Here is a 25518-nt window from a genome sequence, read left to right on the forward strand (position 1 = left end):
CGACAAATAAATGACGAATAAGTTACAAATCCAATATGACACGTCGTTGACAAATGTGAATGTCATATAACTGTAACAATACGGATGAAGAATTCACGCCAATCCCATGTCTTTCGCACGTTCAATATGAATTACCCGCTGCTCAACCGCGAGCTAGGCATTCTTGCGTTCAACGAACGCGTGCTCGCCCAGGCGGCCGATCCGGCCACGCCCTTGCTGGAGCGCCTGCGCTTCGTCTGTATCGTGAGTAGCAATCTGGACGAATTCTTCGAGATCCGTGTCGCCGGTCTGAAGGAGCAGATGCGCGAGAATCCGGGCATGCTCACGCCCGACGGCATGACTTTTCAGCAAGTTTACACGCAAGTCTGCGCGCGGGCACAGGCGCTCGTCGAAAAGCAGTATGCGATGTTCGACAGCCTGCTTCCGCTCATGGAGGCCGAAGGCATCGCTTTTCACCCCTCCGGCAGTTGGAACGACGCCCAGGTGGAATGGGCGCGCGACTACTTCATGCGTGAACTCGTGCCCGTGCTCACGCCCATCGGGCTGGATCCGGCGCACCCGTTCCCCCGGGTGCTCAACAAGAGCCTGAACTTCGCCGTCGAACTCGAAGGCAAAGACGCCTTCGGCCGCGACGCCGAACTGGCCATCGTTCAGGCCCCGCGCGCCCTGCCCCGCCTGGTGCCGATGCCGCCCGCACTCGCCCCGTTGCCCAACAGCTTCGTGCTGCTGAGCTCGCTCATGCTGCGCTTTTCGAGCGAACTGTTCCCGGGCCTCACCGCCAAGGGCTGCCATCAGTTTCGCGTCACGCGTAACAGCGATCTGTTCGTCGACGAAGACGAAATCACCAACCTTCGCACCGCGCTGCAAGGCGAACTCCCGGCACGCCACCTCGGCGACGCCGTACGCCTCGAAGTCGACGCCGGCGCCCCCGCGCGCCTCGTGCGACGCCTCCAGACGGAATGCGGTCTGGCCGACTCGGATTGCTATCGCGTCAAAGGCCCCGTCAACCTGGTGCGGCTCATGCCGTTGCCGGAAATGGTCGACCGTCCGGACCTGAAGTTCATGCCTTTCGTGCCCGCGCTGCCCAAACGGATGAGTGCGTCGCCTGCCATGTTCGATCTCATCGATCAGGGCGATCTGCTGCTGCATCATCCTTACGACAGCTTCCAGCCGGTGCTCGAACTGCTGCTGCAGGCCGCACGCGACCCCGACGTCGTCGCCATCAAGCAGACGATCTATCGCACCGGCATCGAATCCGCGCTGATGGACGCGCTCATGGAAGCGGCGCGCAACGGCAAGGAAGTCACCGTGGTGGTGGAATTGCTCGCGCGCTTCGACGAAGAGACGAACATCAACTGGGCCGCCCGCCTCGAAGCGGTCGGCGCACACGTCGTCTACGGGGTGGTCGGTCACAAGTGTCACGCCAAAATGCTGCTCGTGGTGCGTCGTACGCGTCAGGGCAAGAAAACGTTCCTCAAGCGATACGTCCACCTCGGCACCGGCAATTACCACCCGCGTACCGCCCGTCTGTACACGGACTTCGGCCTGATGACCGCCGACGAAGCGCTGTGCGCCGATGTGCACGTCGTCTTCCAGCAACTCACGGGCATCGGCCGGCAAACGCATCTGCACGGTCTCTGGCAATCGCCGTTCACGATGCACTCGCATCTGCTCGAGGCGATTCGTCGCGAGACGGAAGCCGCAGCGGCCGGGAAGAAGGCGCGCATCATCGCCAAGATGAATGCGCTGCTCGAACCGACGATCATCGCCGAGCTCTACAAAGCCTCGCGCGCCGGCGTGAAGATCGATCTGATCGTGCGCGGCGTGTGTTCGTTGCGTGCGGGCGTGAAAGGCTTGTCCGAGAACATCACCGTGCGCTCGATCGTCGGTCGCTTCCTCGAACACCATCGCATCTACTACTTCTACGCGAATGGCGACGAGTACGTCATGCTCTCGAGCGCCGACTGGATGGAGCGCAACTTCTTCCGTCGTGTGGAGGTAGCGTTCCCGGTGCGCGACAAGCGTCTGAAGGCGCGCGTGATCCGCGAGGGACTGATGGTTCACTTGCGAAACAATACGCTGTCGTGGCTGATGCGCCCGGATGGCAGCTATATGCGTCGCAAGCCGGGCAAAACGCCGTACAACAGCCAGCGGGTGCTGATGCAGGAGATCGCGCAACACGTGCAGCCGGGCGACTGAGCAGACGGGCGCCTCGGGCGCCGGCGCGCCAACAAAAAAGGGGCGAAAGCCCCTTTTTTGCATGCATCGCCGCCTGCACGAGCGGAGCGCACTGCCTGCCGGCAAAAAAGGCGCTCGAGCGTCGGATCGAACGCCTCTTGCACGGCGCAGCGCCTGTCGCGCGGGTTTATCCGTTCACCGGCACGTGAGACGGCGCGTCCAGGGGCGCGCGATGCACCACCCGTGTGGGCGGGAAATGGATCGCGAACGTGCTGCCATGCCCTTCCTCGCTCGTGACACGCAGATCCGCCTGATGGCGAGTCAGGACATGCTTGACGATGGCCAGCCCCAGACCGGTGCCGCCGGTGTCGCGTGAGCGGCTGCGATCGATCCGATAGAACCGCTCGGTCAACCGCGGAATATGCTCGGCCGGAATGCCCAGACCGGAGTCGATCACGACAAAACGCGCGCCGCCATCGCCCGTCGGCCCCCATTCGATGCGGATCTTGCCGCCCTGCGGCGTGTAACGCACGGCATTGCTTACCAGATTGCTGAAAGCGCTGTGCAGTTCACCTTCCGCCCCGCGCAGATCGAGCCCTTCGGCCCCCGTCACTTCGATCACATGCTGCCCCTGCGAAAGCCCTTCCGCGTCGCCGCGCAGCGAGCGCATCTGCATCCCCATGTCGATACGGTCGTCCGGCGGCGGCTTGCCGCTGCCTTCGAGCTTGGCCAGCGTGAGCAGATCGTTCACGATGTTCTGCATGCGCCCCGCCTGCTGGCGCATGATCTCGACGTAACGCTGAATCTCTTCGGGCGACAGCGGCAGTTCGCCGACCGTCTCCAGAAAGCCGGACAGCACGGTGAGCGGCGTCTTGAGCTCGTGCGAGACGTTGGCCACGAAGTCGCGGCGCATCGCGTCGGTGCGCTCGAGATCGGTCACGTCCAGCGAGATGATCAGCTTACGGTTGTCGCCGTACGGGAACACCTGCATCGACAGCACGTTATTGCGCTTCTCGCCCATGTGGTGCATGAGCAGCGCCTCGTCGTAGCGTTCGGAGGACAGGTAGTGCACGAAGGCCGGTGTGCGCAGAAGATGTGTGATCTGTTGACGCAGATCGCGCTTGGCGTCGATGCCGAAATGCGTCTCGGCAATCGCGTTGCACCACTCGATCTGATTTTGTTCGTCGAGCATGATCACGCCGTTGGGCGATGCCTGGATCGCCTGAATGAAGCGTGCGTGCTGTTGTTCCACCTGCTTGACCTGGTTATGCCAGCGTTTGGCCAGCTTGTGCAGCCGGTAATAGATTTCGCCCCACAGCCCGAGCGCGCTCGGCACCTCGCCGTAGACCGGCGCATCGAGCAGGCGCCAGAAGCGCTGGGCGTGATAGACGTTGAAGAAAAGCTGTATCACCAGCAGAGCGATCGCGGTGACGTAGCCTGCGCTCGTGCCGAATACCCAGCCGACGGCCACCGAAATGGCCGCTTGCAGGATCAGGAACGCCAGCGCACGGGCCCAGATGATATTCATAGACGATGCACAGGAATTTTGCCGCCCGTCACCCGGCGGGCGAAAGCGGCAGGGGCGCAGCAGACGTCGACCGGCAATACCGGAAGCGCCGGGCGCGCCGGATCGGCCTCGTCAGACCGACTTCGTCAGACGATAGCCGCTGCCGCGTACGGTCTCGATCATAGCATCGTGCCCTGCCGGTTTGAGCGCCGCGCGAAGTCGCTTGATATGCACGTCCACCGTGCGCTCTTCGACGAACACATGATCGCCCCACACCTGATCGAGCAACTGCGAGCGGCTGTGCACACGCTCCGGATGGGTCATGAAGAAGTGCAGCAGGCGGAATTCCGTCGGCCCCAGATCCAGCTTGATATCGCCGCTCGACTGATGGCTCGTCACGCGATGCGTGGCCGGATCCAGCTTCAGCCCGTTGACGCTCACCACATCTTCGGTCAACTGGGGCGCTCGGCGGCGCAGCACCGCCTTGATACGCGCCATGAGCTCTTTCGGCGAGAACGGCTTGGTGACGTAATCGTCCGCACCGATCTCGAGGCCCATCACCTTGTCCTGCTCCTCGCTACGCGCGGTGAGCATGATGATGGGCACGTGCTTGGTGCGCTCGTTCGCACGCAACTCACGCGCGAAGGTCACGCCCGACTTGCCCGGCAGCATCCAGTCGAGCAGAACGAGATCCGGCAGGACGTCGCTGATCAACGTGAGCGCCTGCTCCGCGTTGTACGCCCGGATCGGATAGTGACCCGCGTGTTGCAGATTAACGGAGATCAGCTCGGAAATCGCCGGCTCGTCTTCCACGATCAGAATGCTGCTAGGCATCGGTTCCCTCTCAAACCTTTGGTAATGTCAGGCGCTTTCGCCGGATTTGTCTTATTGGGCTTATCCAGCTTATTCGGATTATTCGCCCTGCACCTTGCGCTGCAAGTCTTCGCGCGAAATGTGCCGGACGTCGGTGCCTTTGACAATGTAGATGATGAACTCGGCAATGTTCTTCGCGTGGTCGCCGATACGCTCGATCGCCTTGGCAATGAACAGGAAATCGAGGCCTGCGGAGATGGTCCGCGGGTCTTCCATCATGTACGTCACCAATTTTCGCACGAAGCCGCGGAATTCATTGTCGATGGCCTTGTCGTCGCGCACGATTTCGGCGGCAGCAACGACGTCCAGCCGCGCAAACGCGTCGAGCGTGCGACGCAGCAATTGCGCCGCCATGTCGCCGGAGAGCTTGATTTCGGCGAAATTCACGCTCTGCGCCGCGCCGTCTTCCAGCAGATGACGCGTGCGCTTGGCGATCTTCTCGGCCTCGTCGCCGGCGCGCTCGAGGTTCGTGATGGTCTTCGAAATCGAGAGCAGCAGACGCAGGTCTCGCGCGGTCGGCTGACGGCGGGCGATGATCTTGCTGCACTCCTCGTCGATCTCGACTTCCATCGTGTTCAGACGATGCTCGTTGGCGATCACTTCGTCGACCAGCGCACGGTCGAACGTGTTCAGGCCCTGCATCGCCGTAACGATCTGGGACTCGACGACGCCGCCCATTTCGAGGACGCGCGAGCAAACCTGATTCAGGTCGGTATCGAACTGGCTGGAAAGATGTTTATCGTTCATGTCGCGGGTTTCCTCGTGGCATCAACCGAAACGGCCGGTGATGTAGTCTTCGGTCTCTTTGCGGTCCGGCTTGATGAAGATCTTCTCGGTCTCGCCGAATTCGATCAGCTCGCCCAGATACATATAGGCCGTGAAGTCCGAGCAACGGGCGGCCTGCTGCATGTTGTGGGTCACGATCACCACCGTGTAATCGTCCTTGAGTTCGGCGATCAGCTCTTCGATGCGCCCGGTGGAAATCGGGTCGAGCGCCGAGCACGGCTCGTCGAGCAGCAGCACTTCCGGACGAATCGCGATACCGCGCGCGATGCACAGGCGCTGTTGCTGACCGCCCGACAGGCCATACCCCGACTGTTGCAGCTTGTCCTTGACTTCGCTCCACAGCGCCGCCTTGGTCAAGGCCCACTCCACGCGGTCGTCCATCTCCGAGCGCGAGAGCTTTTCGAACAGACGCACGCCGAAGGCAATGTTGTCGTAGATCGACATCGGGAACGGCGTGGGCTTCTGGAACACCATGCCGACCTTCGCGCGCAGCAGCGCGATATCTTGCTTGGCGGTGAGCAGGTTCTCGCCGTCCATGTTGATCTCGCCCTCGGCGCGTTGCTCCGGATACAGGGCGTACATCTTGTTGAACGTGCGCAGCAGCGTCGACTTGCCGCAACCCGACGGGCCGATGAAGGCCGTCACCTTGCGGTCGGGAATACGCAGGTTGATGTTCTTGAGCGCGTGATACTTGTCGTAGAAGAAGTTCAGGTTCTTGACTTCGATCTTCGAGGGCAGCTTGATTTCTTGCGTCGGGTTCGTCATGGTCGGTCTCAACCGTCAGGTATGCGTTTAACGTCGCGTCATGTCGCGCGGTGCCGTGTGTCGTTGCCGTTACTTCTTGGCAAACAGCGTGCGCGCCAGAATGTTCAGGAACAGCACCCCGAGGGTGATGATGAATACGCCTGCCCAGGCAAGCGACTGCCATTCGGCAAACGGGCTCATGGCAAATTTGAAGATGGTGACCGGCAGGTTGGCCATCGGCTGGTTCAGGTTCAGCGACCAGAACTGATTGGAGAGCGCCGTGAACAGCAGCGGCGCCGTCTCGCCCGCGATACGCGCCACGGCCAGCAACACCCCCGTCACGATGCCTGCGATGGACGCCTTCAACGTGATCTTCACGATGATTCGCCACTTCGGCGTGCCCAGCGCGAAAGCCGCTTCACGCAGGTTGTTCGGCACCAGCTTGAGCATATTCTCCGTCGTGCGAATCACGATGGGGATCTGCAACAGCGCGAGCGAGACGATACCGGCCCATGCCGAGAAATGCCCCATCTGCGCCACGACCAGCGCGTACACGAACAGGCCGATCACGATCGACGGCGCCGAGAGCAGAATGTCGTTGATGAATCGCGTGATGCTCGCGAGCCACGAGCGCTGGCCGTACTCCGCCAGATACACACCGGCCAGAATGCCCAGCGGCGTGCCGACAAGCGTGGCCACACCGACCATCACCAGACTACCGGCGATGGCGTTGGCCAGACCGCCGCCGGCGGTGTTCGGCGGCGGGGTCATTTCGGTGAACAGCGACAGCGACAGGCCACCGATACCCAGCGAGAGCGTGGTGTAGAGAATCCACAGCAGCCAGATCAGGCCGAAGGCCATGGCCGCGAGCGACATGGCGATCGCGAACATGTTCTTGCGACGGCGATAGGCCTGCAAACGCACGCGGGTAAAGGCGTCGGTGGGCTTCACGGCAGGCGTTTCCAATTCGAGCGCTTGTTGGGTCATCATTATTTACCTTCGTTTTTCTCGAGGCGCAGCAGCATGAGCTTGGACAGCGCCAGCACCACAAAGGTGATGAAGAACAGGATCAGGCCGAGTTCCATCAGAGCGGACGTATGCAGGCCCGGACCGGCTTCGGCGAATTCGTTCGCGAGTGCCGAGGTAATGCTGTTGCCCGGCGAATACAGCGAGATGTTGTCGAGCAGGTTCGTGTTACCGATCACGAACGTGACGGCCATCGTCTCGCCCAGCGCACGGCCGAGACCCAGCATGATGCCGCCGATGACGCCCGTCTTCGTGAAGGGCAGCACCACGCGCCACATCACTTCCCAGGTCGTGCAGCCAATGCCGTAAGCCGACTCTTTGAGCAGCACGGGCGTGACTTCGAACACGTCGCGCATGACCGAAGCGATGTACGGAATGATCATGATCGCGAGGATCACGCCGGCGGGCAGGATACCGATACCGAGGGGCGGGCCCTGGAACAGCGCGCCGATAACCGGCACGTTGCCGAGCAGCGCACCCAGCGGCTTCTGGAAGTACTGACTGAAGATCGGGGCGAAGACCAGCAGGCCCCACATCCCGTAGACGATGCTCGGAATGGCGGCAAGCAGCTCGATGGCGGTGCCGAGCGGACGGCGCAGCCACACGGGCGAGAGTTCTGTCAAAAACAGGGCGATGCCGAAGCTCACCGGCACAGCGATGATCAGGGCGATGACCGACGTGATGATCGTGCCGTAGATGGGCACGAGCGCGCCGAATTGTTCTGCAGGAGGATCCCAGTCCTTCGTCCACAGGAAGGCGAAGCCAAACTTCTCGATCGACGGCAGCGCGCTGATGATCAGCGACACGATGATGCCACCGAGCAGGAGCAGCGTAATGAGGGCGGCGGCGCGAGCGAGCAGCGCGAAGAGAACGTCGCCAACGGAAGACGGAGCGCGCTGCGCGCCCGGTGATGCGAGGGGGCTGGTGGCTTCTGCCATGATGTCGTCTCAGCGTGAGCGCGCCGCCAGCCGTTGCCAGATCGTGATTCGGGCTTCGGAACAGGCGGCGCGGGTGGTGCCGGTATCCAAGCGCCTGACAACGCGGCGTCGCATTGTCAGGCCGCTCATTGCAAGTCGCTTTAGACGCCAGCCTTGGCGGCCGACTCGCTAACCTTCGCCTTCCAGCCGGCACGGATCTGCTTCAGCACGTCTTCCGGCAGCGGGATGTAGTCCAGTTCCTTGGCGGTGTTCACGCCGTTCTTGAACGACCAGTCGAAGAACTTGAGCACGTCGGCGCTTTGCGCTTCCTTGCCGGCGTCAGCCTTCTGGTGCACGAGCACGAACGTGGCGGCCACGATCGGCCACGACTTGTCGCCCTTCTCGTTCGTCAGGATCTGGTAGAACGTCTTCGACCATTCGGCCTTGCCGGCCGCAGCGGCGAACGTCTCGGCGGTCGGCTCGACCGTCTTGCCGTCGGCGTTCGTCAGGGCCGTGTACGTCAGCTTATTCTGCTTGGCGTAGGCCGATTCCACATAACCGATGGCGCCCGGCAGACGTTGCACGAAGGCGGCGACGCCGTCGTTACCCTTGCCGCCCGTACCCGTCGGCCAGTTGACCGTGGTGCCTTCGCCGACCTTGCTCTTCCACTCGGCGTTGACCTTCGACAGGTAGTTCGTGAAGACGAAGCTGGTGCCCGAACCGTCGGCGCGGCGAACCACGGCGATGTCCGTGTCCGGCAGCTTGACCTTCGGGTTCAGCTTGGCGATGACCGGATCGTTCCACTTCTTGATCTTGCCCAGATAGATGTCGCCCAGCACTTCACCCGACAGAACGAGTTCGCCCGGCTTCACGCCCGGCACGTTCACGACCGGCACGATGCCGCCAACCACCGTCGGGAACTGGAACAGGCCTTGCTTGGCAAGCTCTTCATCGGTCAGCGGAGCGTCCGAGCCGGCGAAGTCGACGGTCTTGGCCTGAATCTGCTTGATGCCGCCCGACGAGCCGATGCCCTGGTAGTTGACCTTGTTCTGGGTCGACTTCTGATAGGCGTCAGCCCACTTGGTGTAGATCGGTGCGGCGAACGTGCTGCCAGCGCCCGTAATCTCGCCCGCAATTGCGCCAGCGGCGAACAGAACGCCAGCCAGGCCGGCAATCGCAGTCTTCATCAGCTTCATGGATCTCTCCGAGTTGGTGTGGTACAGCGTGTGGATGGCTCGAAGAATAGATTCCGAATGTGACAGTAATATGTCATTTTCGAAAGCCCACCACTGGAATGTCACGAAGTCGCCTCGGAACCGTCATATTGCATGCGAGTGCCCTGGCACATGGCGTTTCGATGAAGATCCCTATTTGGCGAGGGTTTCAGAGGGTTTAAGAGCGTTCCAAAAAGTTTCGGGACGTCGGAAATCCTCAATTTCGGCCTGTGTCGATGTCGTGACAGTGACGGAACGGTGTCGGAAATCTGCCGACGAAGCTCAGGTCGTTGTCACAAATACGAATCTTTCGCGGCCTTGATTACCATCATGGGAGAGTCGCAGACGGACGTCTGCGCAAGCGGGGTTGGCGACGTCAGAACAGACGTCGCCGGCGGGGACAACGATCGGCGCGACCCGCTGCTATCGCGCGCTGAGCACACGTTCCGGCGCGATCACGCCGCCGCTTTGACGATGTTCGCCAGTTGCTGAGCGAAGCCGGACGCCTGCGATTCGTCCCGCGCCTCCACCATCACGCGCAGCACGGGCTCGGTGCCCGAGGCACGAATGAGCACACGCCCCGAGTCGCCAAGTTTGGCTTCCACCGCCTCGCGCTCGGCCGCCAGACGCTTATCGGCCTGCCAGTCATAACCGGCAGGCGTACGCACATTGATCATATGCTGCGGGAACAGGCGCACGCCTTCGAGCAACTTGGCGAGCGGCTTGTTGTCGGCACGACGAATGGCGGCGAGCACCTGAAGCGCCGAGATGATGCCGTCGCCGGTGGTGTGCTTGTCCAGGCAAAGGATATGGCCGGAGCCTTCGGCGCCGACCTGCCAGCCGTGCTTGTACAGTTGCTCCAGTACGTAGCGGTCGCCGACCTTGGCGCGTACGAACGGCACGCCCAGGCCCTTGAGCGCCACTTCGATCGCCATGTTGGTCATCAGCGTGCCCACGGCCCCCGATACTCCGCCATTGTCGAGACGATCCCTGACCAGCAAATAAAGCAGTTCGTCGCCGTTGAAGAGGCGGCCGGTGCCGTCAACGATCTGGAGTCGGTCGGCATCGCCGTCGAGCGCCACGCCAAGGTCCGCGTGGTTGGCGCGCACCGCGCGCATGAGCGCGTCCGGTGCGGTTGCACCGCAGTCTTCGTTGATGTTGAAGCCGTTCGGCTGATTGCCGATGGCGATGACTTCTGCGCCGAGTTCATGGAACACGTGCGGGGCGATGTGATACGCCGCACCGTTGGCGCAGTCGACCACGATTTTCATGCCGCGCAGATCGAAGTCGTTCGGGAACGTGCTCTTGCAGAACTCGATGTAACGTCCGGCGGCATCGTCCAGACGGCGGGCCTTGCCGAGTTGCTCGGAGCGCACGCAGGTCATCGGATTTTCCAACTCGGCCTCGATGGCCAGTTCCGTCTGGTCCGGCAGTTTATTGCCGTCTGCCGAGAAGAATTTGATACCGTTGTCGTGATAAGGATTGTGCGACGCGCTGATCACCACACCCGCCGCCAGACGCAACGCCCGAGTCAGATAAGCGACCGCCGGTGTCGGCATCGGACCGGCCAGCATCGTGTCGACGCCCGCTGCCGCAAAGCCCGCTTCCAGCGCGGCTTCGAGCATATAGCCCGAGACACGCGTGTCTTTGCCGATCAATACCGTGGGGCGCCCCGTCGTCTGATTGCCGGCCAGCACCCGTCCGGCCGCATAGCCCAGTCGCAGCACGAATTCCGGCGTGATAGGGCTCTCGCCCACCGTACCGCGAATCCCGTCGGTCCCAAAATAGCGTCGTTTCATCGTTGCATCGTTCCCAGTGGATGCGTCGCGTCGGTGGAGGGTCCGCCCGCGCGCGTCTTTTATGCGTTGTTTAGCGTTGCTTGGTGTTTTTCGTTCGATCTTCGGCGATCTTCGTGCCGTTTCTGGCCGCCTTATTCCGCGTCGCGCACGGCCTGCCAGACCTTCAGCGCATCGACCGTTTCGGCAACGTCGTGCACCCGCACGATGGCCGCACCGCGCTCGGCGGCACACATCGCCGCCGCCACGCTGGCGGCACGGCGCTCCTGCGGCGTCTCGCGTCCCGTGATTTCCCCGAGCATGCGCTTTCGCGACATCCCCACGAGCAGCGGCAACCCGTCGCGCGACAGCACCCGAAGATGTTTGAGCAAGGCGAGATTATGGGCGAGATTCTTGCCAAAACCGAATCCCGGATCCAGATACAGGCGCGATGGCGCAACCCCGGCGGCGAGCATGGCGTCGACGCGCCCGTCGAGAAAGGCGGCGACTTCGGTCACGACGTCCGTATAAATCGGCGCGCGCTGCATCGTCTTCGGATCATGCAGCATATGCATGATGCACAGCGCGGCGTCGCTGTCTCGCACGGCGTCGATCGCCCCCGGCTGCTGAAACCCCCAGATGTCATTGATCATGTCGGCGCCGGCCGCCAGCACGGCGCGCATCACGCCCGGCTTGTAGGTGTCCACAGAGAGCGGCACACCGCAATCGCGCAACGCTTCCACGATGGGCACGACACGCGCCAGCTCGGCATCTTCCGGCAGGGCGTCCGCCCCGGGACGCGTCGACTCGCCCCCGATATCGAGAATGTCAGCCCCATCGGCAATCAACTGCTCGGCGTGACGCAGCGCAGCGTCGCGCGCGACGTACTTCCCGCCATCGGAAAACGAGTCGGGCGTCACATTCAGGATGCCCATCACATGCACCCGGCGAGTGGCGAGCGAAAAACGCGGGCCGAGTGCCCAGCTATCGGGGGTTTCCGTGGTCTCGGCGGCACTGGCCGGCAAAACGATATCGTCTGCCGGCACATGGCCCGGCACGGATGGAGGAAGCGATTGCGACTGCTCGGTGGACATTCGAAAGCTCGTAGCTCAATAAGACCTGGATAGCGGCCCGGCAAGCAAGGTCGGCGCGGGCGAGGTGCGCCCGGGACGACGGACGCCTTTATGGCCGTAATGTTACCGGAATCAACTGTCACATCGATCACGGAAACACTCGGTAACACCGAAATTCACGGTCATGAAAGATGTGAAGATGCTCCGGCCATCGCTTGAGATATTCCGCCCAAGGACGTTGCCTGCGGATCCTCTCCGGAATGCAAAAAGGCCGGCAGGACGCCGGCCTTTCTGGGTGACAACCTCACGGCTGCCGTGGCTTCCGTCAAACGGTCGCCGGAGTATTGCTGGGCTTGAGCGGCGGGTTCCCGCCCGAAGCACCGCCGTTCGTCGGGCCACCCTTCGGCGGACGCGGCGGACGGTCTTCCATGATGTCGCCGATTTGCTCGCCGTCGATCGTTTCCCATTCCATCAGGGCTTCGGTCATCGATTCGACCTTCGAGCGATTGTCTTCAAGCAGTTTCTTGGCCAGCGCATATTGCTCGTCCAGAATCCGGCGAACTTCCGCATCGACCTTCTGCTGCGTGGCTTCCGACACCGACTTGGCAGACATACGGCCGAACACCGAATCCTGCTCCGTGTCGACGTAGACCATCGGGCCCAGCGCGTCCGACATGCCGTAGCGGGTCACCATGTCGCGAGCCAGCTTGGTGGCGCGCTCGAAGTCGTTCGAAGCCCCCGTCGACATCTTGTTGATGAAGACTTCCTCTGCGGCACGACCACCGAACAGAATGGCGATCTGCGTGAGCATCGTATCGCGATATTCCGAATACTTGTCGTGCTCCGGCAGTTGCATTGTCAGGCCCAGCGCCCAACCACGCGGAATGATCGTCACCTTGTGCACCGGATCGGCGCCCGGCAGCAACATTGCCACCACCGCATGACCCGACTCATGGTAAGCCGTGGCACGGCGCTCTTCGTCGCGCATGACAGCCGACTTGCGCTCCGGTCCCATGAAGATCTTGTCCTTCGCGTCTTCGAAATCGAGCATTTCGACGATGCGCTTGTTACGGCGCGCCGCGAACAATGCCGCTTCGTTCACCAGGTTCGCCAGATCGGCGCCGGACATCCCCGGCGTGCCACGCGCGATCACCGAGGCGTCGACGTCGTTGGCGATCGGCACTTTGCGCAGGTGCACCTTCAGAATCTGTTCGCGGCCGCGGATATCCGGCAAACCGACGTAGACCTGACGGTCGAAACGCCCCGGACGCAGCAGCGCCTTGTCCAGCACGTCCGAACGGTTGGTCGCCGCAATCACGATCACGCCGGAATTGGCTTCGAAACCGTCCATCTCGACGAGCATCTGGTTCAGCGTCTGCTCGCGTTCGTCGTTACCGCCGCCCATGCCGGCGCCACGATGGCGACCGACCGCGTCGATTTCGTCGATGAACACGATACACGGCGACTGCTTCTTCGCGTTTTCGAACATGTCGCGGACACGGGCAGCACCTACCCCCACGAACATTTCCACGAAGTCCGAACCCGAGATGCTGAAGAACGGCACCTTGGCTTCGCCGGCAATGGCACGGGCGAGCAGGGTCTTACCGGTTCCGGGCGGGCCGACGAGCAGCACGCCACGCGGAATACGGCCGCCCAGCTTCTGGAACTTCTGAGGATCTTTCAGGAAATCGACCAGTTCGCCGACTTCATACTTCGCTTCGTCGCAACCGGCAACGTCGGCGAAGGTGACCGGATTGGCATTCTCGTCGATGAGGCGCGCGCGGGATTTGCCGAAGGAGAAGGCACCGCCCTTACCCCCGCCCTGCATCTGTCGCATCATGTAGAACCAGAAGCCGATGATCAGCAGCGTGGGTCCAAGGTAATAGAGGGCGGACATGAGCACGTTCGGTTCGTCGTCGGCCTTACCCGAGACCTGAACGCCGTACTTCATGAGGTCGCCGACCATCCAGATGTCGCCGGGCGACACGATGGTGTATTTCTGGCCGTCGCTGGGCGTCACCTGAAGGCTGCGCCCCTGCACCACCACGTTCTTGATCTTGCCGTTCTTGGCATCGTCCATGAACTGGGAGTACGTCACGCCCTCCTGGACGTGCGGCTTGTCGAACTGTTTAAAAACAGTAAACAAGACCAGCGCGATGACTAACCACACCGCCGCTTTGGAAAACATATTATTGTTCAAAGCGTTGCTCCTTCATGAAATCGCTTCGCGCCAGGAATTCATTCTAATCCACTCGCAGGCGCACCGCTATAGTGATTCTCTACCGCCACCATAGCGCCGGTGCGCTGGTTTGACGGGCATCAAGCCGGTTTTTTCAAACCCCGACCCAGAATGAACGTTTCGGAAGATTTGTCTCGGGACGCCTTCGGCTTGCGCGGCGCCACGGTTTTGAACTGGTGTTTGAATTTTTCGACAATCTGGCTATAGCCGCTGCCGTGAAAACATTTGACCAGTAACGCGCCTTCCGGTTTCAGGTGTCGCTGTGCAAAATCCAGCGCCAGATCGCACAAATGCTCGATCCGCGCGGCATCGGCCGACGCCACACCGGACAAGTTGGGGGCCATATCGGAAACTACAAGGTCGACTTTGCGCCCGGCCACAATTTCTTCGAGCTGCGCGAGCACACTGTCCTCGCGAAAGTCGCCCTGAAGGAAGTGGACGTCTGCGATCGGTTCCATCGGCAAAATGTCCAGCGCAATGATGGTGCCGTCGATACCGCCCTCGACACGCTTGCCCGCCGCCAGCTTGTTACGGGCGTACTGGCTCCAGCTACCGGGCGTCGATCCGAGGTCGACGATCACCTGACCGGGCTTGATCAGCCGATCCTGCTCGTCGATCTCCTTGAGCTTATAGGCAGCACGGGCCCGATAGCCCTCGCGCTGCGCCATTTTGACGTAAGGATCGTTGATGTGATCGTGCAACCACGCATGGTTGAAACGGTTTTTTGCCATAATTCTTCAAAAACACTGCGAATTTGCAGGATAATACGCCCTTGCGCGCCCAAAATCCCTCAGTCGGCCAGCACTCGCTCTTCGCGTTGCGGCCCGGGTTGGCGGGCGCATCCTAACTCGGTTGTCTCACTCGTTTGTCTCGTCTGTCTTCTATGCCTGCTTTGACCCTGACCCCGGCGCAACGCGCCGACTTGCGCTCTGCCGCCCACGCGCTGAATCCCGTCGTTCTGATCGGCGCCGACGGCTTGACGCCGGCGGTGCTCAAGGAAATCGACGGCGCCCTGAAGGCCCACGAACTCATCAAGGTGCGAGTGTTCGGCGACGAACGCGAGACGCGCATCGCCATTTACGAAACCATCTGCGATCAGTTGGGTGCGGCACCGGTGCAACACATCGGCAAGCTGCTCGTCCTTTATCGCCCGACGCCGGATGAGAAGCCGACGACGGTTCGCGCCAAATCCGGCGGCACCGGCACCACGGTCAAAGGCCGCGCGCCGCGCACCGTGACGGTCGTCAAGACCAGCACCAACGCCGGACGTCGCCCGACGGTCAAAAAGGTGACGGTTGCCGGAAATGAACGCATGACCGCTGGCGGCATCGTCAAGCGCGCCAAGAAGCGTCAGACCAGCGTCAAGCGCCAGCGTAACGACTGACTCAGCCTGACGACTGAGCCACTGACGGCGGTGGGTGCTACCTGATCCCCCCGCCCTCAAGAAAACGCGCCCGGACATCGTCGGGCGCGTTTTTTATTGGACGACGTCACGGCGTCGGCCGATTGCCTGCCGCCGTCGCGCCACCCGTGGTATTCGCGGCACTCGCCACATTCGCGACACTTTGCGGCATTTCGCCGCGCACCGGCTGACGCCAGATCAACGCGATACCGAGCAGGCTTTGCAGCAAATAGATCCCACTCGAAATCCCGTGAAGCATGCCGAAGCGCGCCGCATAAGCCGATTGACCGATGTCGACGCCTGCGGCTTCCGCCTGTGCCCGCAGCGAGGCCATGAACGGCTGCAAGCCGAACGAGCTGATCAGCACACAGACCATCATCGCGACCGCCAGCCAGCGCAGCACGCGATAGCTACGCGCGACCGAGGCTTCGGCCGTGCGCGAAATCAGGGCCGTCGCGAGCCAGACCAGCAGCACACCGCAAACCAGACTCAACCAGGCTTGCGTGTGGAACAACCGTCCGGCGACGGTGCCGGCCACCATGCGCGACTCCAGCACGGCGAACAGCGTTGGGGCGACGATGTAACCGATCGCCCACTGGCTGCCGCACCAGACGGTTGCGATCAGACGGAACAGTCGTTCCAGTCGGGGGCCACCGCCGACAGACGCCGTGTCAGACGTAGCGGACATCGATGATCTCGTACTCGCGCACGCCGCTCGGGGCCTGCACTTCGGCCACATCGCCTGCGTACTTACCGATCAGCGCACGGGCGATCGGCGAACTCACCGAAATCTTGCCGTGCTCCAGATCGGCTTCATCATCGCCGACGATCTGATACTGCACGGTGCCGCCGTTCTCGAGGTCTTCGAGTTCCACGGTCGCGGCAAAGACCACACGGCCCTCGGCGTCGAGCGCCGCCGGGTCGATGATCTGCGCCGCCGAGAGCTTCGATTCGAGATCGGCGATGCGACCTTCGATGAAGCCCTGCTTTTCTTTTGCGGCGTCGTATTCCGCATTTTCCGACAGATCGCCCTGCGCACGGGCTTCAGCAATCGCAGTGATCACGTTCGGACGTTCGACGGTCTTCAGGCGGTGCAGCTCTTCCTTGAGCAGTTCAGCGCCCCGCTTGGTCAGAGGAATGGTACTCATGCGCGTTGTTCCGAAAGACAAAAAAATTGCCGCAGCTAAGCCGCATTCGCATTTTTCGCGAACGCCGCTCGACCGCGGCTGTGACACCTATGTTGCATTAGTGTAGCAGAGTTGCCGTTGCTGCCAACCCGAGGACGAGTGACGCGGCGCTATGCCACAGACGACGCACGTTTCAAGCGTATGCAAAGCCTGCTGGAAGCCAACCGGAGCAAACTGAAAGCGCATTGAAAGCACATTGAAAGCACATTGAAAGCGCTTGAAAGCATTTGGCGCCCCCGTCGAGGATCGGTTCCCCGGCGGGCGCGCCATGATTTTGCGTCTTCACCCGGCGCGGCCGCAACCCCCGACCGCTCCGGGCTAATGCCTCACGCGACCATCGGCTTACGCCGGCAGTTGCGCATGCAATCCCTGGAGGTCGTAGACCTCGAGATTTTGCAGGTACTTCAGGCCTTCCACGGCGGCACGGGCGCCCGAGATCGTCGTGTAATACGTGACCTTGTGCGCCTGGGCCGACATCCGAATCGAGCGCGAATCGGCAATCGCCGTCCGGGTTTCGTCCACCGTAGTGAACACCAGCGCGATTTCGCCGTTCTTGATCATGTCAACGATATGCGGACGGCCGTCCTTGACCTTGTTGACCACGCGCACCGGGATACCGGCGGCGTCGATTGCGGCCGCCGTGCCACGCGTCGCAACGATCGGGTAGCCCAGCGCGTGAAGCATGCGCGCCACTTCGACGGCGCGCGGCTTGTCGGCATCCTTGACCGTAAGCAGCACCGTACCCGAGGCAGGCAGACGCGACCCCGCGGCCAGTTGCGACTTGAAAAGCGCTTCGCCGAACGTACGGCCCACGCCCATCACTTCGCCTGTCGAGCGCATTTCCGGTCCGAGCACCGGGTCGACGCCCGGGAACTTCACGAACGGGAACACGGCTTCCTTGACGCTGTAGTACGGCGGCACGACTTCACCGTCGACGCCTTGCGACATGAGTGACTGGCCCGCCATCGCACGTGCGGCGATCTTGGCGAGCTGGCGACCCGTGGCCTTCGAGACGTACGGCACCGTGCGCGAGGCACGCGGGTTCACTTCGAGCACATAGATCGTGTCGACGCCGTTGCCCTGCTGAATCGCGAACTGCACGTTCATCAGGCCGACCACGTTCAGCGCCTTGGCCATCTCGGCGGTCTGACGCTTGAGTTCGGCAATCGTCCCGGCCGACAGCGAGTACGGCGGCAGCGAGCATGCCGAATCGCCCGAGTGCACGCCCGCCTGCTCGATGTGCTCCATCACGCCGCCAATGTAGACGTCCTTGCCGTCGGAAATACAGTCGACGTCGCACTCGATGGCATCGTCGAGGAAGCGGTCGAGCAGCACCGGGCTGTCGTTGCTCACCTTGACGGCTTCGCGCATGTAGCGCTCGAGATCACGCGGCTCATGGACGATTTCCATCGCACGGCCACCCAGCACGTACGACGGACGCACCACCAGCGGATAACCGATTTCGGCCGCCAGCTTCAGCGCTTCGTCTTCGGCACGGGCCGTACGGTTGGGCGGCTGGCGCAGGCCCAGGTCCTGCAACAGCTTCTGGAAACGCTCGCGGTCTTCTGCCGCGTCGATCATGTCCGGGCTCGTGCCGATGATGGGCACGCCGTTCGCCTCGAGGTCGAGAGCGAGCTTGAGCGGCGTCTGACCGCCATACTGCACGATCACGCCGACCGGCTTTTCGAGGTCGACGATTTCGAGCACGTCTTCGAGCGTCACCGGCTCGAAGTACAGACGATCCGACGTGTCGTAGTCCGTCGAGACGGTCTCCGGGTTGCAGTTGACCATGATGGTCTCGTACCCGTCTTCACGCAGCGCCAGGGCCGCGTGCACGCAGCAGTAGTCGAACTCGATCCCCTGACCGATACGGTTCGGGCCACCGCCGAGCACCATGATCTTCTTCTTGTCGGTCGGCTGGGCTTCGCACTCTTCCTCGTAGGTCGAGTACATGTAGGCGGTGTTCGTCGAGAACTCGGCAGCGCAGGTATCCACACGCTTGTAGACCGGACGCACCTTCTGCGCAATACGCGCTTTGCGCACGGCGGTCTGATCGGTGCCGAGCAGCTTGGCCAGACGACGGTCCGAGAAGCCGCTTTGCTTCAGGAAGCGGAGTTCTTCGGTCGTCAGGCTTTCCAGCGTGCGACCGGCCAGCGCCTTTTCCTTCTTGACGATCGCTTCGAGTTGCGCGAGGAACCACGGGTCGATGGCGGTCTCGGCGTACACCTCTTCGAGGCTCATGCCCAGACGGAAGGCGTCGCCCACGTACCAGATACGGTCCGGGCCCGGTTCGCCGATTTCGGCCACGATCTCATCGCGGTCGGTCGACTTTTCGTCCAGACCGTCCACACCGACTTCGAGACCGCGCATGGCCTTCTGGAACGACTCCTGGAACGTGCGGCCCATGGCCATCACTTCACCGACCGACTTCATCTGCGTGGTCAGGCGGGCGTCGGCTTCGCGGAACTTCTCGAACGCGAAACGCGGCACCTTGGTCACGACATAGTCGATGGTCGGCTCGAACGACGCCGGCGTGGCGCCACCGGTGATTTCGTTGCGCAGCTCGTCGAGCGTATAGCCCACGGCCAGTTTCGCCGCGACCTTGGCGATCGGAAAGCCGGTCGCCTTCGAGGCCAGCGCCGACGAACGCGACACACGCGGGTTCATTTCGATGACGACCATGCGGCCGTCCTTCGGGTTGATCGAGAACTGCACGTTCGAGCCGCCGGTTTCCACGCCGATCTCGCGCAACACGGCGAGCGATGCGTTACGCAGCAGTTGGTATTCCTTATCCGTGAGCGTCTGTGCCGGCGCAACGGTGATCGAGTCGCCCGTGTGCACCCCCATCGGGTCGAGGTTTTCGATCGAGCAGACGATGATGCAGTTGTCGGCGCGGTCACGCACGACTTCCATCTCGAATTCCTTCCAGCCGAGCAGCGACTCTTCGATCAGCAGTTCGCGCGTGGGCGAGAGGTCGAGACCGCGCTTGCAGATTTCTTCGAATTCCTCACGGTTGTAGGCGATACCGCCGCCCGAGCCGCCCAGCGTGAACGACGGACGGATCACCATCGGATAACCGCTGCCGCCGATCTCGGCGACGATCTGGGCCTGCACGGCCAGCGCTTCTTCCATCGAGTGGGCGATGCCCGACTTGGCCGAACCGAGACCGATCTTGGTCATCGCGTCCTTGAACTTCTGACGGTCCTCGGCCTTGTCGATGGCTTCCGGCGACGCGCCGATCAGCTCGACCTTGTACTTGTCGAGCACGCCGTGACGATGCAGGTCGAGCGCGCAGTTCAGCGCGGTCTGACCGCCCATGGTCGGGAGAATCGCATCCGGGCGCTCCTTGGCGATGATGCGCTCGACGACTTCCCAGGTAATCGGCTCGATGTAGGTCACATCGGCCGTATCCGGGTCGGTCATGATCGTGGCAGGGTTGCTGTTGATCAGGATGACCTTGTAGCCTTCCTCGCGCAGTGCCTTGCAGGCCTGTGCGCCGGAATAGTCGAACTCGCATGCCTGACCGATGATGATCGGGCCGGCGCCGATGATGAGGATGCTCTTGATGTCTGTGCGCTTTGGCATAACGTTCTCAACAAAAATTTAACTCAGCGTCGCGGTCGCGAGCTTCACACCGAAGCCGACGAACAACGCGCCCACGCCGCCGGTTGCCCCGGCGCTCAACCGGCGACGTTGCCGGAAGTGCTCGGCCAGGCGGTAACCGGCCAGGATCAGCGTGCTCAGATACAGGAAACTGCACGTCTGCACGATCACGCCCAGCACCGCGAAAGACACGGCGGGATAGGCGTAGCCCGGATCGACGAACTGGATGAAAAACGACACGCAGAACAGGATCGCTTTCGGATTCAACAAGCTGATGAACAGCGCGCGCTTGAACGGGTGATCCGCGTCGACCGGCTTCGGCGCGGACGCGGCCGCCTCCGGATTGGCGCGCGCCCCACGCGCATTGGCGATCGCCCCGCGCAGCATGTTCAGGCCCATCCAGCAAAGATAGGCCGCGCCGAGGTACTTCACCACGAAGAACAACGCCGGCTGTGCGTGCAGCAACGACGCCACACCGGCCGCCGACAGCGTCATGAGAATGGTGTCGCCAAGGAACACGCCGCATGCGCCCGCGTACCCCTGGCGAACCCCGCGCTGTGCGGCGACTGCCAGCACATACAGCGAGTTCGGCCCCGGCAGCAGAATGACCACCACGACCCCGGCCAGATACGTCCAGAGGTTGAGGATGCCGATCGAGTTTCCGAGCATGTTGCGCGTTTCCCTTTCCTGTACTTTCCCGATTCCTGATCTCGTCGTACGACGGCTTATCGACTTACGCGGGCTGCTTCGCGTCGGCCATCGACTGCACGAAGCGGTCGAACAGATAGCCGATGTCGTGCGGGCCGGGCGACGCTTCCGGGTGCCCCTGGAAGCAGAACGCCGGGCGGTCCGTCAGTTCGAAGCCTTGCAGCGTGCCGTCGAACAGCGAGACGTGCGAGACGCGCGCATTCTGCGGCAGGCTGTTCGCGTCCACGGCGAACCCGTGGTTCTGCGACGTGATGACGACGCGTCCCGTCGCAAGATCCTTTACCGGATGGTTGGCGCCATGGTGGCCGGTCTTCATCTTGAGCGTCTTCGCGCCGACGGCCAGCCCCATGATCTGGTGACCGAGGCAGATGCCGAACGTCGGAATGCGGCGCTCGAGGAAGGTCTTCGTTGCCGCGATCGCGTAATCGCAGGGTTCCGGGTCGCCGGGGCCGTTCGAGAGGAACACGCCGTCCGGGTTCAGGGCGAACACGTCGTCGGCCGAACTCTGAGCCGGCAGCACCGTGACCTTGCAGCCGCGCTCGGCAAGCATGCGCAGAATGTTGCGCTTGACGCCGAAATCCAGCGCGACCACGTGAAACTTCGGATCCTTCTGTTCGCCGTAACCTTCGCCCAGACGCCATTCCGTTTGCGTCCACGCATAGGTTTCCGTGGTCGAGACCACCTTGGCGAGGTCCATGCCGGCGAGGCCGGGGAACGATTGGGCCAGCGCGACGGCCTTGGCCTCGTCGGCCTCTTCACCGGCGAGGATGCAACCGTTCTGGGCGCCCTTGTCACGCAGGATTCGGGTCAGCCGGCGCGTGTCGATGCCGGCGATGGCGACGACGCCTTCGTCCTTGAGGTATTGCGACAGCGTCTTGTCGGCGCGGAAATTCGAGTCGAGGATCGGCAGATCCTTGATGATCAGGCCGGCGGCATGGACTTTCGTGGCTTCGACGTCTTCACCGTTGACGCCCGTGTTGCCGATGTGCGGATACGTCAGCGTGACGATCTGGCGCGCATAGCTGGGGTCGGTGAGGATTTCCTGATAGCCGGTAATGGCCGTATTGAAGACCACTTCACCGATGGTGTGACCGGCAGCGCCGATGGCGTACCCACGAAAGACCGTGCCGTCAGCGAGCGCGAGAATGGCGGGTGGAAATGACGGCAGCACGGGAAACTCCTGAAGGGTTCACCCCTGCTGCCAGCCTCATCGTCCGCTAGCGATGACATCAGCGCGGGCACCGGAATTGCGCGGAATATGCGCACAGCGGATGCACGGGCGGCGGACGAGATGTCGGGCGGGTAGGCGCTAGGGTGAGGGTTAAATGACTAAAACCTTCAAAGTATAGCGCATTTCCGGTTCATCTCAAAGCTGAACGTGCGAAGTACCAGTACGCTCTGCGTCCCCCTTGAGGGGCAGACCGCCGGCAGACGGATACGCAGAGGGGATAGGGAAGTGAATGCCCGCCCGCTGGGCCGCCAGCACGATGTGGCGCTCCATCGCGGCCCCGGCCGCCGCACCGTCGCGGCGGCGCAGCGCGTCGAGAATTTCCAGATGCTCATGATAGGTGGACAGCACCAGTTCACGTTGATAGAACGGCAGGCGCTGGCTCTCCATCACAATTTCCGTGCTGCCGCGCAGAATGTCGGCAATGGCCGCATTGCCGGCGAGGCCGACGATACGCAGGTGGAAACCGAAATCCAGTTGGGCAGCGGTATCGACATCGCCCTCGACCAGCGCGGCCTTCATCGATTCCACGTTATCCGTGAGCCAGTCGATCTCCGCGGTGCTGGCCGCGAGCGCGGCGAGCCGGGTGGCGAAGCCTTCGAGGGCGTAGCGCAACTGATAGGTGTCGGCGAGCGAGATCCGGTCGGCGAAGCGCCAGGCAACGCCAAGGCGGACGGAGGCGTCGTTCACGTAGACGCCCTTGCCCGGACGGATGGCCACCATGCCGAGCGCCTCGAGCGTCGATAAAGCTTCACGCAGCGAGGCGCGGCTGATGGCCAGTTCTTCGGCGAGTTGACGTTGCGAGGGCAACATCGCGCCGGCCGGATAGACCTGGCGTTCGATGCGCTCGCGAATCGTGGCGACGGCGGCGTCGGTTACGGCATGCGCCGAGTGCTTCATGGGGCCTCACAGGGAATGCGGGTATGCGTATGGCGCATTGTACGACGCCAAATTCCGCCCCATGCGGCGGCGCCGTCATCCGCCGGGAGAGCCTTGCGGGACGGGGCATCATGCCGCCTTCACACGATCCACGATCGGCGCGAGGATTCGGATGCGCCGCGACGAAAGCCAAAATGGCGCCCGGCACAGCGCGTCAGAGGCTTGCTCGCCCCACACCTCGGTGTGAAGCGCTCCCGGATGTCATCGGATCCCTGCCGTAAAGCAAGGCCTTGCGCGCGGATCGCCGGAGGCGACGAACGCCACTTCGCGCATCGTCAACAGGTCGAATCGCCCTAGGGATTCCCCTCAAAAAAACACATCTTGACCGCACTATATTGGCTTTCTAATATGCCCCATAACATCACTGGTCAGACCGGTATGACTTGTCCACATCCCGTGACGAACACCGATGCCGACAACCGCCCACGTTGCCTTGTCAGTCATTTCCCCATGACGTCGGAACGCGGCAATGCGGTAATGCGGTAATGCCGTAGCGCCGTAACGTTTTAACGCCGTACAGAACCAGCCCCCGAGAGCAGTCCATTCGATATAGAGATCGCGAAATCCGAGAGAGTGATTTGCGCAGGCAGAGGAGATAAACCATGCCCAAGCTGTTTCGTTCGTTGTTTGGCCGAGTCGTCATTGCGTTGATCGTAGGTGTCGCCCTTGGTATTTGGTTCCCGCAGTTCGGAGAATCGTTGCGTCCGCTGGGCGACGGCTTTCTCAAGCTCATCAAGATGGTGATCGGCCCGATCGTCTTCTGCGTCGTCGTGAGCGGCATGGCAAGCGCGGGCGATCTGCGCAAGGTGGGCCGCGTCGGTGTGAAGGCCATTCTGTACTTCGAGATCATCACCACCTTCGCGCTGGTCATCGGCGCGGTGCTCGCGTGGGTCACGCGCCCGGGCGCCGGCATGAATATCGATGTGCGCAGTCTCGATGCCAGCTCGATGGCCGTCTATGCCGAGAACGCAAAGGGCCTGAAAGATACCGCCGGCTTCTTGCTGAAGATCATTCCCAACACCGTCACCGACGCGTTCGCCAAAGGCGACATTCTGCAAATTCTCGTGTTCTCCGTGATGTTCGGATGCGCGTTGGCGGCGTTGGGCGAGCGTGGCCGCCCGGTGGCGCGTTTTATTGAAGACCTGAGCCACGTTTTCTTCCGCGTGATGGCGTTCATCATCCGTCTGGCGCCGCTGGGCGTGCTGGGAGCGGTGGCGTTCACGACGGGCAAATACGGCGCGTCGTCGCTCAAGCAACTGGGCTTGCTGGTCCTCGTGTTCTATGCGAGCTGCTTCGTCTTCGTCACGGTCGTGCTGGGTGGCGTGTTGCGGCTGGCGGGCTTCAACATCTTCAAGTTCATCCGGTATTTCCGCGAAGAGTTGTCGATCGTGTTGGGCACGGCGTCGTCCGACGCCGTGTTGCCTGCCGTCATGCGCAAGCTGGAATGGATGGGCATCAAGAAGTCGACGGTCGGCCTCGTCGTGCCCACGGGCTACTCGTTCAACCTCGATGGCTTCTCCATCTATCTGACGCTGGCGGTCATCTTCATTGCGCAGGCAACCAATACGCCGTTGTCGACGCACGACCTGATCCTCGTGGTGCTCGTCTCGTTACTCACGTCCAAGGGCGCGCACGGCATTCCCGGGTCGGCCATCGTGATTCTGGCGGCGACGCTGGCGGCCATTCCGGCGATCCCGGTGATCGGCCTCGTGCTGATCCTGCCCGTCGACTGGTTCGTGGGGATTGCGCGCGCCATCACCAACCTGCTCGGCAACTGTGTGGCGACGCTGGTCGTGGCGGCATGGGAAAAGGATGTCGACTTTGCGCGGGCGCACAAGGTGCTCGACGGCACCCTGCCCTACGAGCCGGTCGCGTCGTCCGAAGACGTCGTCGAAGGTGCGGCCCCTGCCAATGCGGCACTCACGCACTGAATCGCAAGAGCGGGGATCGCGGCGCATGCCGGGGCCCCCGTGGCAAACATGCACTTTCATGCCGACGCCGCATACGAAGACGTCGGCGCATTTCTCTGGAGTCAATCGCAACATGGCCCTCGCCCCGCAAGACCCGAACGCACCGGAATTCGTGCGCCGTTACGTCAATCTGGCCGACCCGCGTCTGG

20 protein-coding genes are annotated in these 25518 nt (G+C 62.3%); 3 read left to right on the forward strand and 17 right to left on the reverse strand.

The annotated features are described in order from the left end of the window. The first annotated feature begins 84 nt into the window (after positions 1-84). Positions 85-2199 (forward strand): polyphosphate kinase 1, encoded by a 2115-nt coding sequence (gene ppk1 / locus PAN31108_RS25325; protein ID WP_150671518.1) that lies wholly within the window; start codon positions 85-87, stop codon positions 2197-2199. A 166-nt stretch (positions 2200-2365) separates the two neighbouring features. Here the strand turns inward: ppk1 and phoR are convergent, their stop codons facing one another. From phoR to PAN31108_RS25380, 11 genes are all read right to left on the reverse strand, one after another. Next, on the reverse strand, positions 2366-3706 hold the full coding sequence (gene phoR / locus PAN31108_RS25330; protein WP_150671519.1) for a phosphate regulon sensor histidine kinase PhoR: 1341 nt from the start codon (positions 3704-3706) through the stop codon (positions 2366-2368). 111 nt (positions 3707-3817) lie between these two features. Next, on the reverse strand, positions 3818-4519 hold the full coding sequence (gene phoB / locus PAN31108_RS25335; protein WP_010805263.1) for a phosphate regulon transcriptional regulator PhoB: 702 nt from the start codon (positions 4517-4519) through the stop codon (positions 3818-3820). 78 nt (positions 4520-4597) lie between these two features. Beyond that, complete coding sequence (gene phoU, locus PAN31108_RS25340) at positions 4598-5305, reverse strand: phosphate signaling complex protein PhoU (protein WP_150671520.1); 708 nt, start codon at positions 5303-5305, stop codon at positions 4598-4600. Positions 5306-5326: 21 nt separating this feature from the next. Next, a complete protein-coding gene (pstB, locus tag PAN31108_RS25345; protein WP_039397158.1) occupies positions 5327-6109 on the reverse strand; it encodes a phosphate ABC transporter ATP-binding protein PstB in 783 nt (260 codons plus the stop codon). A 69-nt stretch (positions 6110-6178) separates the two neighbouring features. Then, complete coding sequence (pstA, locus tag PAN31108_RS25350; RefSeq protein WP_150671534.1) at positions 6179-7075, reverse strand: phosphate ABC transporter permease PstA; 897 nt, start codon at positions 7073-7075, stop codon at positions 6179-6181. Positions 7076-7077: 2 nt separating this feature from the next. Further along, a complete protein-coding gene (pstC, locus tag PAN31108_RS25355) occupies positions 7078-8052 on the reverse strand; it encodes a phosphate ABC transporter permease PstC (RefSeq protein ID WP_150671521.1) in 975 nt (324 codons plus the stop codon). 140 nt (positions 8053-8192) lie between these two features. After that, positions 8193-9227 carry a phosphate ABC transporter substrate-binding protein PstS gene (gene pstS, locus PAN31108_RS25360; protein WP_150671522.1) on the reverse strand — a complete coding sequence of 345 codons (1035 nt, stop codon included), beginning with the start codon at positions 9225-9227 and terminating at the stop codon, positions 8193-8195. 473 nt (positions 9228-9700) lie between these two features. Then, positions 9701-11044, reverse strand: coding sequence for a phosphoglucosamine mutase (gene glmM, locus PAN31108_RS25365; RefSeq protein WP_150671523.1), 1344 nt, complete (start codon positions 11042-11044; stop codon positions 9701-9703). A 131-nt stretch (positions 11045-11175) separates the two neighbouring features. Beyond that, the gene (folP, locus tag PAN31108_RS25370) at positions 11176-11955 is read right to left on the reverse strand and encodes a dihydropteroate synthase (protein WP_246184147.1); all 780 of its coding nucleotides are present in this window, start codon (positions 11953-11955) and stop codon (positions 11176-11178) included. 463 nt (positions 11956-12418) lie between these two features. Then, on the reverse strand, positions 12419-14293 hold the full coding sequence (gene ftsH, locus PAN31108_RS25375) for an ATP-dependent zinc metalloprotease FtsH (protein ID WP_044456396.1): 1875 nt from the start codon (positions 14291-14293) through the stop codon (positions 12419-12421). 119 nt (positions 14294-14412) lie between these two features. Next, positions 14413-15063, reverse strand: a complete 651-nt coding sequence (locus tag PAN31108_RS25380) for an RlmE family RNA methyltransferase (RefSeq protein WP_150671524.1) — start codon at positions 15061-15063, stop codon at positions 14413-14415. Between the two features lie 152 nt (positions 15064-15215). On the opposite strand from PAN31108_RS25380, the gene yhbY reads away from it, so the two are divergent. Then, positions 15216-15716, forward strand: coding sequence for a ribosome assembly RNA-binding protein YhbY (yhbY, locus tag PAN31108_RS25385; RefSeq protein WP_150671525.1), 501 nt, complete (start codon positions 15216-15218; stop codon positions 15714-15716). Between the two features lie 106 nt (positions 15717-15822). Here yhbY and PAN31108_RS25390 read toward each other — a convergent pair whose 3' ends face one another. The 6 genes from PAN31108_RS25390 to PAN31108_RS25415 all read right to left on the reverse strand — a co-directional run bounded on the left by PAN31108_RS25390 (position 15823) and on the right by PAN31108_RS25415 (position 23360). Further along, entirely contained in the window at positions 15823-16422 is a 600-nt protein-coding gene (locus PAN31108_RS25390) for a DUF4149 domain-containing protein (protein WP_150671526.1), read from the reverse strand. Continuing rightward, positions 16406-16882 carry a transcription elongation factor GreA gene (greA, locus tag PAN31108_RS25395; RefSeq protein ID WP_150671527.1) on the reverse strand — a complete coding sequence of 159 codons (477 nt, stop codon included), beginning with the start codon at positions 16880-16882 and terminating at the stop codon, positions 16406-16408. The genes PAN31108_RS25390 and greA overlap by 17 nt, the downstream gene beginning before the upstream one ends. Positions 16883-17263: 381 nt before the next feature. After that, complete coding sequence (gene carB, locus PAN31108_RS25400) at positions 17264-20506, reverse strand: carbamoyl-phosphate synthase large subunit (protein ID WP_150671528.1); 3243 nt, start codon at positions 20504-20506, stop codon at positions 17264-17266. Positions 20507-20524: 18 nt separating this feature from the next. After that, the gene (leuE, locus tag PAN31108_RS25405; RefSeq protein ID WP_150671529.1) at positions 20525-21193 is read right to left on the reverse strand and encodes a leucine efflux protein LeuE; all 669 of its coding nucleotides are present in this window, start codon (positions 21191-21193) and stop codon (positions 20525-20527) included. 64 nt (positions 21194-21257) lie between these two features. Continuing rightward, on the reverse strand, positions 21258-22403 hold the full coding sequence (gene carA, locus PAN31108_RS25410; RefSeq protein ID WP_150671530.1) for a glutamine-hydrolyzing carbamoyl-phosphate synthase small subunit: 1146 nt from the start codon (positions 22401-22403) through the stop codon (positions 21258-21260). Positions 22404-22598: 195 nt separating this feature from the next. Beyond that, on the reverse strand, positions 22599-23360 hold the full coding sequence (locus tag PAN31108_RS25415; protein WP_150671531.1) for a FadR/GntR family transcriptional regulator: 762 nt from the start codon (positions 23358-23360) through the stop codon (positions 22599-22601). A 641-nt stretch (positions 23361-24001) separates the two neighbouring features. Between PAN31108_RS25415 and PAN31108_RS25420 the strand changes: the two genes are divergently transcribed. Continuing rightward, positions 24002-25330 carry a C4-dicarboxylate transporter DctA gene (locus tag PAN31108_RS25420; protein WP_150671532.1) on the forward strand — a complete coding sequence of 443 codons (1329 nt, stop codon included), beginning with the start codon at positions 24002-24004 and terminating at the stop codon, positions 25328-25330. Positions 25331-25518 lie beyond the last annotated feature (188 nt).

This window comes from Pandoraea anhela, assembly GCF_902459655.1.
GTDB classification, from domain to species: Bacteria; Pseudomonadota; Gammaproteobacteria; order Burkholderiales; family Burkholderiaceae; genus Pandoraea; species Pandoraea anhela.

Excerpts from the sequence above, each read along its gene's own strand:
- folP (WP_246184147.1), bottom strand. The coding sequence starts at position 11,955 with ATGGGCATCCTGAATGTGACGCCCGACTCGTTTTCCGATGGCGGGAAG.
- pstC (WP_150671521.1), bottom strand. The coding sequence starts at position 8,052 with ATGGCAGAAGCCACCAGCCCCCTCGCATCACCGGGCGCGCAGCGCGCT.
- PAN31108_RS25390 (WP_150671526.1), bottom strand. The coding sequence starts at position 16,422 with ATGTCCGCTACGTCTGACACGGCGTCTGTCGGCGGTGGCCCCCGACTG.
- greA (WP_150671527.1), bottom strand. The coding sequence starts at position 16,882 with ATGAGTACCATTCCTCTGACCAAGCGGGGCGCTGAACTGCTCAAGGAA.
- pstA (WP_150671534.1), bottom strand. The coding sequence starts at position 7,075 with ATGACCCAACAAGCGCTCGAATTGGAAACGCCTGCCGTGAAGCCCACC.
- glmM (WP_150671523.1), bottom strand. The coding sequence starts at position 11,044 with ATGAAACGACGCTATTTTGGGACCGACGGGATTCGCGGTACGGTGGGC.
- pstB (WP_039397158.1), bottom strand. The coding sequence starts at position 6,109 with ATGACGAACCCGACGCAAGAAATCAAGCTGCCCTCGAAGATCGAAGTC.
- phoU (WP_150671520.1), bottom strand. The coding sequence starts at position 5,305 with ATGAACGATAAACATCTTTCCAGCCAGTTCGATACCGACCTGAATCAG.
- PAN31108_RS25420 (WP_150671532.1), top strand. The coding sequence starts at position 24,002 with ATGCCCAAGCTGTTTCGTTCGTTGTTTGGCCGAGTCGTCATTGCGTTG.
- leuE (WP_150671529.1), bottom strand. The coding sequence starts at position 21,193 with ATGCTCGGAAACTCGATCGGCATCCTCAACCTCTGGACGTATCTGGCC.
- yhbY (WP_150671525.1), top strand. The coding sequence starts at position 15,216 with ATGCCTGCTTTGACCCTGACCCCGGCGCAACGCGCCGACTTGCGCTCT.
- carB (WP_150671528.1), bottom strand. The coding sequence starts at position 20,506 with ATGCCAAAGCGCACAGACATCAAGAGCATCCTCATCATCGGCGCCGGC.
- PAN31108_RS25380 (WP_150671524.1), bottom strand. The coding sequence starts at position 15,063 with ATGGCAAAAAACCGTTTCAACCATGCGTGGTTGCACGATCACATCAAC.
- phoB (WP_010805263.1), bottom strand. The coding sequence starts at position 4,519 with ATGCCTAGCAGCATTCTGATCGTGGAAGACGAGCCGGCGATTTCCGAG.
- phoR (WP_150671519.1), bottom strand. The coding sequence starts at position 3,706 with ATGAATATCATCTGGGCCCGTGCGCTGGCGTTCCTGATCCTGCAAGCG.
- PAN31108_RS25415 (WP_150671531.1), bottom strand. The coding sequence starts at position 23,360 with ATGAAGCACTCGGCGCATGCCGTAACCGACGCCGCCGTCGCCACGATT.
- pstS (WP_150671522.1), bottom strand. The coding sequence starts at position 9,227 with ATGAAGCTGATGAAGACTGCGATTGCCGGCCTGGCTGGCGTTCTGTTC.
- ppk1 (WP_150671518.1), top strand. The coding sequence starts at position 85 with ATGAAGAATTCACGCCAATCCCATGTCTTTCGCACGTTCAATATGAAT.